Source organism: Paenibacillus mendelii, from assembly GCF_024498075.1.
In the GTDB taxonomy this organism is placed as follows: domain Bacteria; phylum Bacillota; class Bacilli; order Paenibacillales; family Paenibacillaceae; genus Paenibacillus_Z; species Paenibacillus_Z mendelii.
This window is the reverse complement of record NZ_JANHOF010000023.1, coordinates 40285-54483: the sequence shown is the minus strand read 5'-3', so window position 1 is coordinate 54483 and position 14199 is coordinate 40285. Positions and strand designations below refer to the sequence as shown.

Sequence of the window (14199 nt, the reverse complement as noted above, 5' to 3'; positions counted from 1 at the left end):
AGCATTCACTCCCCTCGTGATCCGAACAGCTTCATGCAAATCTTGCTAGTCGCATAGACGAGTACGAGCAAGAAGACCGATAATGTCGCAGCGTAGCCCATTTCAAAGCGAATGAAGCCAAAGTCGTCGATGTGATTAATGATGAGATGACCGGAGTAGCCCGGCGTTGGATTGACGCCTGACAATTCCATCGAGATCGCCCCTGCCTTCAGCGTGCCCACGACCGCCATAATTGCGCCAAACAGCATCTGAGGCTTCATCGCTGGAATCGTAATATACCAAATTTCCTGGAGAGCCGATTTAATGCCATCGATTTTTCCAGCCTCATACAGCTGTGTGTCCACATTCTGAATACCGGCAATCATCGCCAGGAATCCGATCCCCATACTGGACCAGATCGATACGATCATCATGATCGTCAGCAGGTATCTGGGGTCTTGTGTCCACAATTGCGGCGAATCAATGAGATTGAGACGGATCAGCAAGCCATTCAAGTAACCGAGCCGGTCACCGCTGAAGACAATCAGCCAGACAACCGCCATCGCTACACCAGCTGTCAGTGAAGGGGCATACATCGCCAGCGTGTAATAGGTGCGAAGCCGCTGCGGCAGCTTACAGATGAACCAGGCCAGGGCAAAGGACATGAAATAGCCGACCGGGCCTACGATAATCGCAAATTTAAACGTGTTGGGTATGGCATGCTTCCAGAACACGAGATCCTGCGTCAATAGATTAATATAGTTCGTCCAGCCGATGAATCTGGGCTGCTCAACCGCATTAAAGGTGGTGAAGGACAGGATTGCCGCTGCCAGTGTAGGAATCGCGATGAACAAGAGAAAGACGATGAAGAACGGTGCAATGAACGCATAGGACAAAGCACTCCTTCTTAACTCCTGTACGAACCGCATGCCTAAGCTCGCTCTCTGCGGTGGCGCAACCGGCAACGCAGTCGATAGTTCCGGCCTAGCCATCATTCTTGTCCTCCTCTTCTCCAAGGCTTGTCGAGTACGGGAACCTGCAGCGGTTTCAGTACGTGCCCGGTAGTGTCGATTAAATTGAATTCCCGCTGCTTTCTCGCAAGCTCCCGGTTCATTTCGAAGACAGCCTTCTCCAGGCTCTCGCGCGGATTCTCTTTGTACAGCACGGTTCTGTTCCAAGCGAAGCTCAGTTCCCGCTGCGTGAAGTAGCCGCCCGGCACATTAGGCAGCTCCTGAAACCACTGCCATTGCTTAGCCATGGCTTGCTTATCCTCCTCGGGCCATGGAAGCTTCTCGAATGCGTCAAAATTGGCTGTATTCCAGCGGAATTCCACGCCGTTAATGAGCTCCATGTCTGTACCGAATCGCGTCTGCGTCTCCTCCGAGAGCCACCATTTCAGAAACGACCATGCATCCTGCTGGCGCTTGCTGGAGCGGAAGATGACCCCGCTCTGCAGGGATCCCCCTGCCCACCTGTTAATCTCTCCTTGGTCGTCCTTCGTTCCAGGCAGTGGCGCAATCGCCCACGAGCCTGTCAGTTCCGGCGCTGCTACCAGCAGCTGCAGATAGGTATTCACATCCGCAATGCCGATTGGAAGGCTGCCGTTGCGAAAATGCATGTAGAAGTTCGGCACTTCCTTCGGAAAGCCGTATACATTGAACCAATCCGTCCACTGCTTGAAGGACTGGAACGCCTCAGGCGTATCGAGCCCGCTGCTCAGTCCGCCGGGCTTGTAGACCTCAGCGCCATTCTGCAGGAAGAAAGGCAAGTATCCGAGAGGTGAGTAAAAGAAGTTCATCCCCCGCTGCTGCAAGGACGGCAGCAGCTCGACGACTTCGTCCCAAGTGTTCGGGAGCGGGAGCTTCAAGGCTTCAAATATATCTTTGCGGTAGAACATCATAGGCAGCATAATCGTCTCCGGCAGTCCATATACGCCACCATCATATTGAAATGGCATCAGTGAGCCCGGGTGAAACGGCTCGATGGCTTGCTGGAAATCCGGAAACTGGCTTAAATCCGCCAATGAATTACGCATCGCGAGATCGGCCGGCAAGCTTTGGCTGACACCAAGCGCAGCATCAGGCTGCCGATCCGACGAACTGCTTAGGATAAGCAGCTGCTCGTTGGGCATCAAGTTAATATTGACAGGGATGCCCGTCGCCGGCGTGAATGTCTCATCCACCAGCTGCTGGAGTAAGGACACATAATCGCGGCCCCGATTCACCCAGATGGTTAATGCTTCTTCATCGCTTCGCCCGTTATACATGTAATTGGGCGAGAACGAGCGCATAAAGCCGCTGACATCATTACCGAGCTTCTCTTTCCAGCCCGGCATCTGCACATCCGGCTTTGTTCCGGCAGCCGTAATATAAATCTGGTCCAGCGACAACGGCTGGTACGTAAGCGTATCGACATACGACGCTAATGCATCTTGAATCGTCCCCAATAATTGCGGCTTGCGCGGAATCAGATTCGGATCCTTGGCGATGTCAAGCAAATCATATAGTGCCGAACGCAGTGCAGCGCTCCCATTATCATTGCCAAGCAGCTGCTGGAGCTCGCCAATTTGCTCATAGAGCAGTTTTGCGTACCCCCGAAAATCTCCCGCCAATTCAGGCGCGTTCTTCGTGATATCCCAATCCCGGTTGGGATCAATCATATTCGAATCATGTACGCCGCTGACCAGCTTAATCTGATAGCTGACCTGCTGCAGCTCCGCTTGCAGCGCTGCGAGCCGCTCCCGGATTCCGGATGTCTCCGCTGTCTGAACAGACATGCGTAAGGTATGCTGCCCTTCAGGCAGAAACACCGAGTACGCCTTCCCGTTCGCATCCGCGATCGCCTGAATGGACCAATCCCGGTTATATGGGAACGCTGCATGCTGCCACTCCTCGTATGGCGTTTTCCCATCAATCGTGATCATACGATAGGAGGTCACATCCCGATTGAGGTTTTGCAAATATTTCAGATGAATGTCATACCAGCCGTCCTTCGGCACCTCGAACGCCCATTCCGCCCACTGGCCACCCCTGTACCAACGCTCGCCTCCCAGCGTATTGAGAATGGTACGTCCTTCGGAAGGAGGGAAGGCCAGATCATCGTTGCTCGCCTGACTCTGCACAGACGGATCGGATTTCGCGGCCATCTGCTCCGCTTCAATGACCGTCTGCCAAGCTGCATCAGAGCCTTTGGGCAGCTCGACGCTGGATGCGTTGTACGCGTCTACGGTGTGTGGAGGGACAAATGCGATGGACTTTAATGCCACCTGCTCCCTGATCAGCCGGATCCGAACCGTATGCTTGCCTTCTGTGAGCATCCAGCGCAGCGGTTCACGATGCGATAGCTTGCCATCGCTTAAAGTTACAATACGCCAGTACGGTATTTCTTCCTGAAGCGGCCGCAGATGATCGCCCCGCTCATTGGTAAGAGGCGGATATACCGCATCGCGGAATACGCGTTCAAGCGTGAGATATTCCGCTTCCTTATAAGGTGAAGCTCCGTCCAGCTCTACGGCGATTTGGACCGGAGCGAATGTTCCTTTCAGCGGCATGTAGCCGATTTCTAATTCATACAGCCCGCTGCTCGTGACATCGAAATCGTATTCGACCCAGCTTTGCGGCTCCTGCAGCTCGATGGAATCGCCTTCTGCTCCAGGCTGCACGTGCTCCGATGTGCCGGATGGGGCAGCAGCCGTTAATGCAATATGTTGACCAGTCGCCAGCTTGTAATTCTCGTTCTTCCACTGCGTAAGCAGAGCGGTGTACGTCCCAGTCAATCGTTCCCCAATAGCTGCCGGCAAGGGAATATCCTCCCCTTCCAGCTCGGCAATGGAGAAGGAAGACGGCGTATCACTATATATCGTTCGAACGCCATAGATAACAGCAATCAATAGAAGAAGCGGCAGTAATAAACCTCGTATCCATCTTCTCATCTTCGGCCTCAATCCCGTTCATCCGGCAGCCGCTCTTCCGTATCCGCATGGAACAACAGGAGCGCCTCCGGATGAAGCACAATGTCCACCAGTTCCCCGATGGGCACGCGTTCATAAGCCGGTGCACGAAATACGAAGGCGTCTGCGCCAATATGAACATGGATATAACGATCTGCGCCTACCAGCTCGCTGAAGAATACCTCGCCCCTGATCTCCAGCCCATCCGATTTACCCCCGTAATAGGCGGGCAGCGACGCGAATTCAGGCCGAACACCCAGGAAGACATTCCGATTCATCAGGCTCTGGCTTCGGATTGTCGCTTCATACCGCTTCGGCAGGCGAAGCGTGAATCGCTTCGTCGTAAAGGCAAAGCCCTTCTCCCCCAGTTCAACCACGGTCCCCTGCATAATATTAATGGGAGGCGTGCCAATGAATCCCGCTACAAATAAATTCGAAGGGCGTGTATACACGTCTTCTGGTGTACCTACCTGCTGAATCTTCCCGTTCTTCATAATGCAAATTCGTGTCCCCATTGTCATAGCTTCGATCTGATCATGTGTAACGTAGATCGTCGTCGTTGCCAATTGGCGGTGGAGCTCCACGATTTCGGCCCGCATCTGGACACGCAGCCGCGCATCCAGATTCGACAGCGGCTCGTCGAGCAGGAATACCTGGGGCTGGCGTACGAGCGCCCGTCCAAGCGCTACACGCTGGCGTTGTCCCCCTGAGAGCTGGCGCGGCTTGCGTTCCAGCAGGTGCTCGATCTCCAGCACCCGGGAGCTTTGCTTAACCGAGGAATCCATGATGTGTTTCTCCGTCTTTCTTAGCCGCATTCCGAACGCCATGTTCTCATACACCGACATATTCGGGTACAACGCGTAATTCTGGAACACCATGGAGATATCACGCTGCTTGGGAGGCATGTCGTTGACAATCGTGGGACCAATATAGATATCACCGTCCGACACGCTCTCCAGTCCGGCAACCATCCGCAATGTTGTCGACTTGCCGCATCCCGAAGGGCCAACAAGCACCATGAACTCACCGTCCTCAATCGATAAATTGATCCGATCGACGACATTCGTTCCGTTTCCTTCGTATCTTTTGCTCAGATTAGATAGTCGTACACTAGCCAATTGCCCTCTCCCCTCTCTGGCTCAGACCGGTTTCGTGATGAAGTCCGGGAGAGCTCTATGATCCGCCCGCTCAATCGTAAACGCTTTCAAATAGAATGCGTTCCAGATGCTGGGATGTATCGTGAATCAACTGCAGCGGATTATGGTCATATGGCGTTAATTCAGCCGTTACCGTATCCGTATAGCCGATGTCCTTCAGTGCTTCACGCACCTTCTTCCAATTTACCTTGCCAGACAGCAGCGGCACGAAACCGTCCAGTGTTCCAACTTGTGGATTGTAATCCTTGACATGCACACGACGGATTCGATGGCCAAGTACCTGTATCCACTGGTCGGGGTAGCCAACTGCAAGCACGTTTCCTACGTCAAAGTACGACTGAACGAAAGGCGATTGGAACTGATCGATGAAGGCCGCCATCTCAATCGGTGAGTATAGAAATTTATTCCACACGTTCTCGATTGCCAGACATACGCCTTTGCTTGCCGCATAGGGCACAAGCTCGCGAATCGAACGGCTGCTCGTGTCATAACATTGCTGGTAGGTGGTATCCTCATTCACCACGCCGGGCACGACGAGCACGGTGTCGATCCCCATAGCCTCAGCTAATTCCACCTGCTTGCGTACAACTGCTATTCCTTCTTGGCGAATCGCTTCGTCCTGTGAAGACAGGGGATAATCCCACAGCAGAATCGTGGACAAGCTTCGCAGCTGCAGGCCGTAGCCGGCTGCCTGGTCAACGATGTCCTTGGCTTGCTCTGCCGTTGTGAGGCGAGTAAGCCCTACGCCTCCATCCGGATTAACATTTAATTCAACCGCTTTCAATCCAGCTGCTTGACTGACCGAAAAAACAGTTTCAAGCGATGTTCCTTCAGGGAAACACCATTGATTTACACCTTTTATCATATTGCTTCCTTCCTCTCTGTTTGTTATTCGTACGTAATCGACTGGAATGTTCTCGCTTCCGCTGAAGCAGTCGCCTTCAAGCACATCAAGGCACTGAACAGGCCTTCCTCAAGCGGAGTCTTGGACTGCTCCTCACCCCGGATAATTCCAACGAAGTTTCGGATTAATGCCGTATCTCCCCCACTGTGTGCATCCTCAGCCGCCAGCGTTACAGCGATCCGTTCCGGCTCCTTATCTTCATGATGGGGATAAATGACGATGTCGCTTGTATACCAGTCAAATTCCAACGTACCCTTGAACCCGAGCAACCTCGCTCCCCGCTTGCCAGCTGCCTTGCGGGCGAAGAAATTCTGGGTGTATACGGCATGCATTCCGCTCTCATACTCAATGAGCGCGCTCCCGGAATCTTCATTCCCGGTATCCTCCGCGAAGCAGCACTTCGTCCCATACGGCTGTACCAGAGAGCTTTCCGGGCAAGTCTCATACTCCTCGCAGTTCGGACATTCAAGGCCGGCTTGCTTTGTGCCCTTGAATATTTGCTTGGACTTCATCGCTGTAATCCACTGCGCCTTCTCGCCAGTTATATAGTTGATGTAGTCAAAGTCATGCGTCGCTTTCTGTAAGAACAACCCGCCCGTAAGGGTTTCGTCCCGGTACCAATTGTGAAAGTACACGCCGCCGTAATACACATTGTTAACTGCCTGCACATGTTCGATTTTCCCAATCTTGCCTGCGTCAATCTCTTCCTTCACACGCTTGATTAACGGCGTGTTGCGCAGCGGGAACGATACGACAACCTCTGAACGCGAGTTCTCATAGACATGCTTGAGGCGCTTCAGATCTTCAAGCGTTGTTGCTACCGGCTTCTCAAGAAACAATGGAATACCCGTAGGAAGCAGGCGAACCGCCAGCTCAGTATGCAGGTTGCATCGCGTGCCGATCATGATGGCATCCAGCTTCTCCCCGTTGAGCATCTGCTCGGGCGTATCATAGAATCGTGTTTCTTCCCCCACCGTTTGCGCCAGTTCTTCCTTGCGCGGATCGCATATGGCGGCAAGCTTCGTTTCCGGGAAGAGCTGCTTCATCTGGGCGTAGACGTAGCCCGCCCGTAATCCGTAACCAATAATACCAATTCTCATGTTCAGCCTCCTGTTCTGCTTATCGATCGTTTAGTTAAATACACTATTTAACTAACTAAATGTGAATAACGTGCGGGCAGAAGCATAGGGTTGGGGGTCAGCCCAATCCTATGCCGGCACTGACCCGACTTATGGTTCGCTAGTGCTGCTTGCTCAGCTCGTCTTCGATTTCCGCGATAATTTCGCTTCCGCCCTGGCTCTTCCATTTCGCTACGAAGGCATCGAACGCTTCTAGAGGTTCTTCGCCCATAATGATCTTGTACAGCGTTTCCGTCTCCAGCATCTGCAGGTTCTCCCATTTGCGCTCCATGGTCTTGGTCATCGCCGTGTATTCGTTGAATACTTTCCGGTCCGCCGGCTGCATGACGGCATCCCCTCCGCTGAGAAATGCGTAGGGCGGGGACCAATCCGCCGCGTTGCTCTTTGGATTGGCGTTATCGCGCTGCCATTGCTCGAATAATACCAGATCGCCGGATAACATGTCCTCGGGCTTCACTTCGCCGCTGATTGCCTGCTTCAGCTTCATATTGGTCTTCTCCACGACATCCGTGTCCACGTAAGTCGTGTATAGAGGATATAGCGCCGTGATTAGTGTCGGATCTAGCTTCTTGTAATCATCGAACCGCACCTGAGCACGGGCCCGTTCCTTCTCGTCCTCGCTCTTCAAATCGTCGCCGCCCGTATACCAGTTAATGTAGGTCATCACCGCATCCGGATGCTTGAACCCTTTCCTCACGACGACAAAGCGAGAGCTGATCGGCACCATATGTGTGTTCAGCTTCCCTTCCCTATCTGCAATCCAATAGGGCTTCCAATTCGCCGATGGATCATTCGCGACAGATTCGGACAAGTGCCATGGCGACCACCAAGCACCGAAGAACAAGCCTGCTTCTCCGCTCGTCAGAAGCTGATTCGGGTCTTTGCGCAGCGCGAATTCCTTGTCGATCAGACCCTCCGCATACATGGTGCGCAGCTTGGCGATGGCTTCCCTTGTCTCAACGGTCGTTGAACCATATACAATCGAACCGTCCTCTCCTTTGAGCCAGAGGCCAGGGTACGCATTATGGCTTGCGAAGAGTCCCGTGAAATCATGAATGCCTGCATAGCCATTCGCGTACAGTGACGAACCCGATCCAGTCAAACCGATCGTATCCGCTTGGTTGTCCCCATCGGGATCCTGCCCGACGAACGCCTTTGCAATCGCTTCCACATCCTCCACCGTTCGAGGTGCCGGGATGTTAAGCTTATCCAGCCAATCCTGCCTTACCCACAGCAGGCTAATGGATTCTGCAAGCCCGCTCAAATTAGGGATTGCCATCAATTTGCCTTCATAGGTCGCCTTGGCTAACGCCACGCCTTGAGTGGCTTCATACTTGCTCTTCAGTTCCGGCTGTGCATATTTGTTGTACACTTCGGTCAGATCCTCGAGCTGTCCTGCCGCAGCCAGTTGGCGGAAGGCCGTTTCATCGACCAGCATGACATCCGGGATGTCGTTGCTGGCGATCGCAAGCTGCTGCTTTCGCACGAAATCCTGCCCCGTCGCGTACCAAGCCACTTTAAAATCGATGTTCGTATGCTTCTTAACAAAACGCGAGAATGAATTATCCTCGATCGTTTCCCCCTCAGGCAGCTTTAAACCTGGCGGAACGTCCTTAATGATCGTAATTTCGACCGGTTCCTTGTACTTAAAATAATCGAATGCTTCTTCGGCCTGCTTATCCTCCTGCAGGGAATGATCGTTCCCGTCCTTCGGAGCACCCGGCCGATTGCCGGTCTCTTTGCTCCAACTGCATCCCGCCAGCATGACAATAAGCAGGATGGCCATGATAATGCCTATTCGTTCCCACCATTTGCTCCTCTTCATTACAAAGCCTCGCTTCAAATGTGATGGATGTGAACTTACATTTAGTATAGGGCAGACATCCCCTTCAGGGGTCCACATCGGTCTCTTTTTTCCACCATTTTCGTCTTTATTGCAAAACAGGTGCAATCCAGTAGATAAGATTGCACCTGTTTTCGTATCATTTGTGACCTGCCCCGTTCTGGCGATAGACGCTCGGCAGCAGTCCGGTTGCGCTGCGAAACACTTTGGCAAAATATTTGACGTTCGGGTATCCCGATTGGACCGCCACCCAGCTGATCGATTTGTCCGATTGCCGAAGCAGCGTCTTGGCCCGTTCGATCCGCAGATCCCGGATATAATCATTACAGGTAAACCCCGAGATATCATGGAAGCAGCGGCTAAAATAGCTTCGGCTCATGCCGACCATCCTCGCGATTTGCGGCATCTGCAGCTCCTCTTCCAGATGGTTCCGGATATAATCCTGCGCTTTCACGATGCAATTGAGCACTTCGGAGGAGTAGGGCAGCGTCCGTGTCAACTCACTAACCGCAAGCCGCAGCCCTTCCAGCCATTCCGTCCATTGCCGCCAGGTGTGCAATCCGTCCGTCTCCATGTAAGGACGAAGCTCCGGCAGGATCCGTTCCCATTGAGGCACAGCCGCTTCGAACAGCATCTCGATGCGCTCGGGAGTAAGGCGCCGCACCGACATCTCCTCCATCAGCGCCGCGAACCGTTCGTCGTCAACCATCCAATCGAATGAACACCATCGTTCCTTGAGCAACTGCAGCTCCTTCTTCCCCGTTTCCGCCGATCCGCTCCTTACCGAATACACCGGCCCTTCGTAGAAATCGTCTGCAGCCGGGATTGCTGCCGCGCTAACCTGCTCGTCCTCCGCAATCCGGATCGCAATGCGCCGCAGCACCTCATCCATGCGATCCTCTTCCAGCTCCACCTTCGTAATATAGTCGAGTGCGCCAAGGCGGATTGCTTCCTGCGCATATTCAAATTCGTGGTGAAACGTCAGCACCACCATATGAAGCCTCGGGAGTTGCTGTTTCGCTTGCCGCATGAGCTCGATTCCCGACATGATGGGCATGGCCAAATCTGTAATTAGGAGATCAACCGGATTATTGCGCAGAAAGGACAGCGCCTTTTCCCCGTTGCCCACATCTCCCACGACCCGCAGCCCATGCCGGCTCCAAGGCATCATCGTGATAAATCCGGTACGCACCAAATGGTCGTCATCTACCACAAGCACATTAAGCATCGCCTTCCACCCCCGTTATGATAGGCAGCCGGAGCGTGATGACCGTCCCCGTATCCGGCTTACTTTCGATTTCCAGCTTGGCACGATCTCCGAATTGAAGATTGACGACTTTCCTTACGTAATTCAATCCAATGCCAAATCCGGCGCTTGAACCACGGTCCGCTTCGGGATCCTTGAGCTTCCGCAGCTGCTCCTCCGTCATCCCGGTTCCGTCATCTCTAACCTCGATCAGCGCATCCTCCCCTTCCGCAGCAATGCGGACGGAAATCCGCCCGTCCTCCCTCAGACCATGAAGAAGTGCGTTCTCGACCAATGGCTGCAGAATAAACCGGGGGATGACCCAGTCCAGCATGCTTTCCTCCGCCTGAAACTCGATCTCGTAATGAAAATGATACCGGACGGATTGTACCGACATATAGTTATGGAGCGCTTCCAACTCATCGCGTATTTGCGCCGTTTCACCCTTGTCGAGATTGTAATGAAGAATTTTATTTAATGTCGAGACGAGCTTGTCAATCTCCTTCTGCCCCCGCATTCTGGCCAGCCAGCGGATCGTATCGAGCGCATTGTGGAGAAAATGAGGATTGATCTGATGCAGCAGCTTCTCCACTTCCAGCCGCGCTTTGCGCTGCTCTCTGTGCTCTGCCTCCTGCAGAAGCTCCTCAATCCGGGAGCGCATGGATTCGAACCCATTGTGGATGTGGTCGAATTCCATAATAGAGATAGATTTCCCGCTGCTTGAAGGCTTCGAATACGGAACCTGCCGCATATCCTGCGAAAGTCTCTTCAGCGGTTCATACACAGAGCGCCATAGGATCCATGCCACCAGAATACCGACAGCAAGCGACAGGACCGTCAGTACGCCAAATTGCAGCAGCCAGCTTCGAAGCTCGCTGTCATAGGAGGCCCTGGGAATGGCGCCAACCAATTTCCAGTTCTGCTTTTCGTTCGTTTCTTCGAAGAAATAGTGGCCCGCGTAGCGGTTCGGACTTCCCTCGCTGGATCCATACAGGCTCCCCGAAGGAAACGCTTTCTCATCTTCGCTGAATAGGATCCGTCCTTCATCGTTCACGATGAGATGAGCGGTATCGGCCGCCGACCGATCCATGCTCAAGAGCGATTCAGCCAGCTTAAAGCTCGTTTCGATATACACATACACATTCTTCTCGTCAATCAAACTCACGTTGCGGACGATGGAGAATACCTGATGTCCGTCCCACGGATTTAGAGAGCGGTGCGGTCCATTGTACGATATCGTGCTGAACCTGGACAGCACGGGGAGCTTACGAATATCGACATCCTTCTCGATGCTGTAATTTTCAAACATGACCTTCCCGGAATCCGCAAAATAATAAAACGCGAGACCCATGGAAGGGTTCGTAAAGGCAACCAGGCTGATCTCGTTCTTGATTTCATCGTGCAGCAGCTTTCTCTCATACACAGCGGCCTTCAGATAGCGGTCGAGGCTCTTGCCGATCCGGCCGTCCAAGGCCAGCTGCTGGGAAGCATGATTGAGCTGATCGAGCGTACTCTCCAGCGACAGCATGACCTGGTGAAGATTACTCCGTACGCCCCGTTCGGCTTTGTTCTCCAGAACCGAGTAAATCGACGCATAAGATATGGCGCCAACGAGTACAAGCGGAAACATGGTTGCCACAATCAGCATGATGGTCAACCTATTTTTGAGCGAATAGGGAACCAACCGTTTCATCGAAACCATCCTTCACCCTCCCGCAGCCCCACTGAAGTAAGCCGGTTATCATGCTATTGAATGTCCATAGGCTTAAAGATCGTAAAATGTTTGCTTATTTGATAGGGTTCGCTGTCGAAGACTGCGTTTCCTCCACCCATACTCACAGTTTGGAGTACGGATGCCAAATTATATCAAACGAATCGTTCTCGTAACAAGAGAAATTCTGCAAATAGAAAAGAGGAGCTCCCTGATCGGACTCCTCCATACACACAGCATCGCCACAATGAATGATTACTTGTCTTCCCTCTGATTTCTTAGCACTCCTGCAAGTAATCTTGCTCCAAACCAAAGCACGAGGATAAGGCCGATATCATTCATTATCATTTCTACTGCTTCAAAAATGGCGTTTCCTCCCGTGATGTCCCTAGTCCACTCCGTAATCAAAGGGAATTCCGGCCAATTAATGAATAGAAAGACTGTTCCGACTAACAATCCGATTAGATTGTCTATCACTTTACGATCCATTGCAATTCCTCCCATCTACTGCTATAGACAAACCCTCCCCGTTCTAGCTTTACTAGTCCCTTATTGCAGACTTGAATAATGCTTTCAATTCATTTCTTGCGTATTTCATTGTCCTGAAATCCGTATTATCCGTAATCAGGTCGATGCTGCCGATCAAGCGTTGTCCGGCTAACTGGTGAAGATCTGTATTTATAATTTGATCTGCAAGACGTCTAGCGATTCCTTCCCCATTCATGACCTTGAAGGGGCGGTCGTAAAAGTACGAAACATCTTTAGCGATATTTTCAGTGATGTTCAATTCGTTGTGCATTCTTGATAAATGTTCATAAACTTTATGGAATGCATGCTCGCGCTCTCTCCAAGCGGAGGCCGTTTGGGCCTTCCACAGATGAGGCATTAATTCACCGGAGCATTTCAGATGCTTGAACGCGGTACCGAACCATTTTGGATAAGGGGCATAATGTCGCTCCATTAAGAAGCCAAGATTCATGATATCGCGGACAAGGCGCGAAGCAATAAGTGCTGATCCAAGCTCATCTCCCATAAAACCCGATCGGAGCATGAGATGCTCTTCTTGCCCGATTCGCTGCCAACAGGATGCCATCAGGTACAGCCATATATCATGAGGGTAATACTCAAATTTTTCACGCATCTTGGCTAGTTGACCATGATCGTCCCTATAGACGGCTCCCCTGGTTATCTCCAGAAGGGACTGCGAAGGAAATGTCAGCCAATCCAACGGCTCGATAGGTTCAGCCCTGCTAATCGCCAGGATACTTTCGATGAACCCCGGCACCGTTGTGATCACAATCCTCCTGATATCCAGCTGGAATCCATACAACCGTTCCGGAGCCCGTTCTTGCAAAGAAGCTTGAATTTGTTCGGCATACTCGTCGATAATCTGTTGGTCAAGAAACAGATACACACGGGGTCCCCAGTCGTGATCCGTTGACATTTCCGTATCATATCCGAGCACTTCACTGCCGGGACCAACCAGCGCCGATGAATAGGACAAGTGGTGATAGTCTTCCATCATGAGCGGTTCAACGACTTCCGTATGAAATCGACGGCACAATTCAATACCCTTTATAAAAGACATGGATGATTACCTCCGGATTCATCAACTAGTTTGTGAAGAGAACTCGTGACCCCCAATATATGGTATATTGGATTAAATGCGTGATGCTAGGAGTTGATGGTCTGTGCACATTGGGATAGATTTGGACAATACCATTCTTGATGCAACATCTGCACATCTACAATACTATAATATAGCGTCTGGATTATCGTTTACACCTGATGATGTGAATGATTTCTATTTATATCGTTTGTATGGGTGGGACAGGGCAGAGCGTGATGCTATTTATAGCCAATACGGACATGATATTCATTGGAACTCAGCCCCCTTTCCAATGGCTGTAGAAATCTTACAGCAGCTATTTGAGCAGCATCTAATTTCCATTATTACGGCCCGTCCCTTACTTTTTCTTGATGTTACTACTGAATGGCTCAAGTACCATAATATTAACTATCATACGATTACGCTAATTGAAAACAAACTCCAAGCATGCGTTCATTCTAAGGTAGATGTATTGATTGATGACGGTCCTCACTATGCTGAGGAGTTTGCCCTTGCCAATAAGCCTGTTATTCTCTATGAACAACCCTATAATTTGTCCGTGACGAATGAATTCGTATATCGGGCATCCAATTGGATGGAGGTCAAACAGCATGTCGATTACTTAGCTTGTAAATTGAATCGAGCATAGTATATTACGTTAA

11 protein-coding genes are annotated in these 14199 nt (G+C 51.6%); 1 reads left to right on the top strand and 10 read right to left on the bottom strand.

Features of this window, described 5'->3' with window-relative positions; translation table 11 throughout:
• Window positions 1-5 precede the first annotated feature (5 nt).
• From NNL21_RS32950 to NNL21_RS32905, 10 genes are all read right to left on the bottom strand, one after another.
• Complete coding sequence (locus NNL21_RS32950) at window positions 6-971, bottom strand: carbohydrate ABC transporter permease (RefSeq protein ID WP_373567629.1); 966 nt, start codon at window positions 969-971, stop codon at window positions 6-8.
• Entirely contained in the window at window positions 971-3910 is a 2940-nt protein-coding gene (locus NNL21_RS32945; protein ID WP_204822028.1) for an extracellular solute-binding protein, read from the bottom strand. Before NNL21_RS32945 ends, NNL21_RS32950 begins: the two co-directional genes overlap by 1 nt.
• A gap of 8 nt (window positions 3911-3918) precedes the next feature.
• Window positions 3919-5046, bottom strand: coding sequence for an ABC transporter ATP-binding protein (locus NNL21_RS32940; protein ID WP_204822029.1), 1128 nt, complete (start codon window positions 5044-5046; stop codon window positions 3919-3921).
• 70 nt (window positions 5047-5116) lie between these two features.
• On the bottom strand, window positions 5117-5950 hold the full coding sequence (locus tag NNL21_RS32935) for a sugar phosphate isomerase/epimerase family protein (protein WP_204822030.1): 834 nt from the start codon (window positions 5948-5950) through the stop codon (window positions 5117-5119).
• Between the two features lie 23 nt (window positions 5951-5973).
• Window positions 5974-7089 carry a Gfo/Idh/MocA family protein gene (locus tag NNL21_RS32930; protein ID WP_204822031.1) on the bottom strand — a complete coding sequence of 372 codons (1116 nt, stop codon included), beginning with the start codon at window positions 7087-7089 and terminating at the stop codon, window positions 5974-5976.
• Window positions 7090-7228: 139 nt separating this feature from the next.
• Window positions 7229-8953, bottom strand: coding sequence for an extracellular solute-binding protein (locus tag NNL21_RS32925; protein ID WP_204822032.1), 1725 nt, complete (start codon window positions 8951-8953; stop codon window positions 7229-7231).
• 157 nt (window positions 8954-9110) lie between these two features.
• Entirely contained in the window at window positions 9111-10199 is a 1089-nt protein-coding gene (locus NNL21_RS32920; RefSeq protein ID WP_204822033.1) for a response regulator, read from the bottom strand.
• Window positions 10192-11919: a sensor histidine kinase gene (locus tag NNL21_RS32915; RefSeq protein WP_204822034.1), complete on the bottom strand. Its 1728-nt coding sequence runs from the start codon at window positions 11917-11919 to the stop codon at window positions 10192-10194. Before NNL21_RS32915 ends, NNL21_RS32920 begins: the two co-directional genes overlap by 8 nt.
• A 264-nt stretch (window positions 11920-12183) precedes the next feature.
• Window positions 12184-12417, bottom strand: a complete 234-nt coding sequence (locus tag NNL21_RS32910) for a hypothetical protein (protein WP_204822035.1) — start codon at window positions 12415-12417, stop codon at window positions 12184-12186.
• Between the two features lie 52 nt (window positions 12418-12469).
• Window positions 12470-13516, bottom strand: coding sequence for a DUF4037 domain-containing protein (locus tag NNL21_RS32905; RefSeq protein ID WP_204822036.1), 1047 nt, complete (start codon window positions 13514-13516; stop codon window positions 12470-12472).
• A gap of 103 nt (window positions 13517-13619) precedes the next feature.
• Between NNL21_RS32905 and NNL21_RS32900 the strand changes: the two genes are divergently transcribed.
• A complete protein-coding gene (locus NNL21_RS32900) occupies window positions 13620-14186 on the top strand; it encodes a 5' nucleotidase, NT5C type (protein ID WP_204822037.1) in 567 nt (188 codons plus the stop codon).
• The last annotated feature ends 13 nt before the right edge of the window (window positions 14187-14199 follow it).

Bases quoted from the DNA above. Each gene is read 5' to 3' on its own strand.
- NNL21_RS32950 (WP_373567629.1), bottom strand. From the start codon at position 971: ATGGCTAGGCCGGAACTATCGACTGCGTTGCCGGTTGCGCCACCGCAG.
- NNL21_RS32945 (WP_204822028.1), bottom strand. From the start codon at position 3,910: ATGAGAAGATGGATACGAGGTTTATTACTGCCGCTTCTTCTATTGATT.
- NNL21_RS32935 (WP_204822030.1), bottom strand. From the start codon at position 5,950: ATGATAAAAGGTGTAAATCAATGGTGTTTCCCTGAAGGAACATCGCTT.
- NNL21_RS32930 (WP_204822031.1), bottom strand. From the start codon at position 7,089: ATGAGAATTGGTATTATTGGTTACGGATTACGGGCGGGCTACGTCTAC.
- NNL21_RS32925 (WP_204822032.1), bottom strand. From the start codon at position 8,953: ATGAAGAGGAGCAAATGGTGGGAACGAATAGGCATTATCATGGCCATC.
- NNL21_RS32920 (WP_204822033.1), bottom strand. From the start codon at position 10,199: ATGCTTAATGTGCTTGTGGTAGATGACGACCATTTGGTGCGTACCGGA.
- NNL21_RS32915 (WP_204822034.1), bottom strand. From the start codon at position 11,919: ATGGTTTCGATGAAACGGTTGGTTCCCTATTCGCTCAAAAATAGGTTG.
- NNL21_RS32910 (WP_204822035.1), bottom strand. From the start codon at position 12,417: ATGGATCGTAAAGTGATAGACAATCTAATCGGATTGTTAGTCGGAACA.
- NNL21_RS32905 (WP_204822036.1), bottom strand. From the start codon at position 13,516: ATGTCTTTTATAAAGGGTATTGAATTGTGCCGTCGATTTCATACGGAA.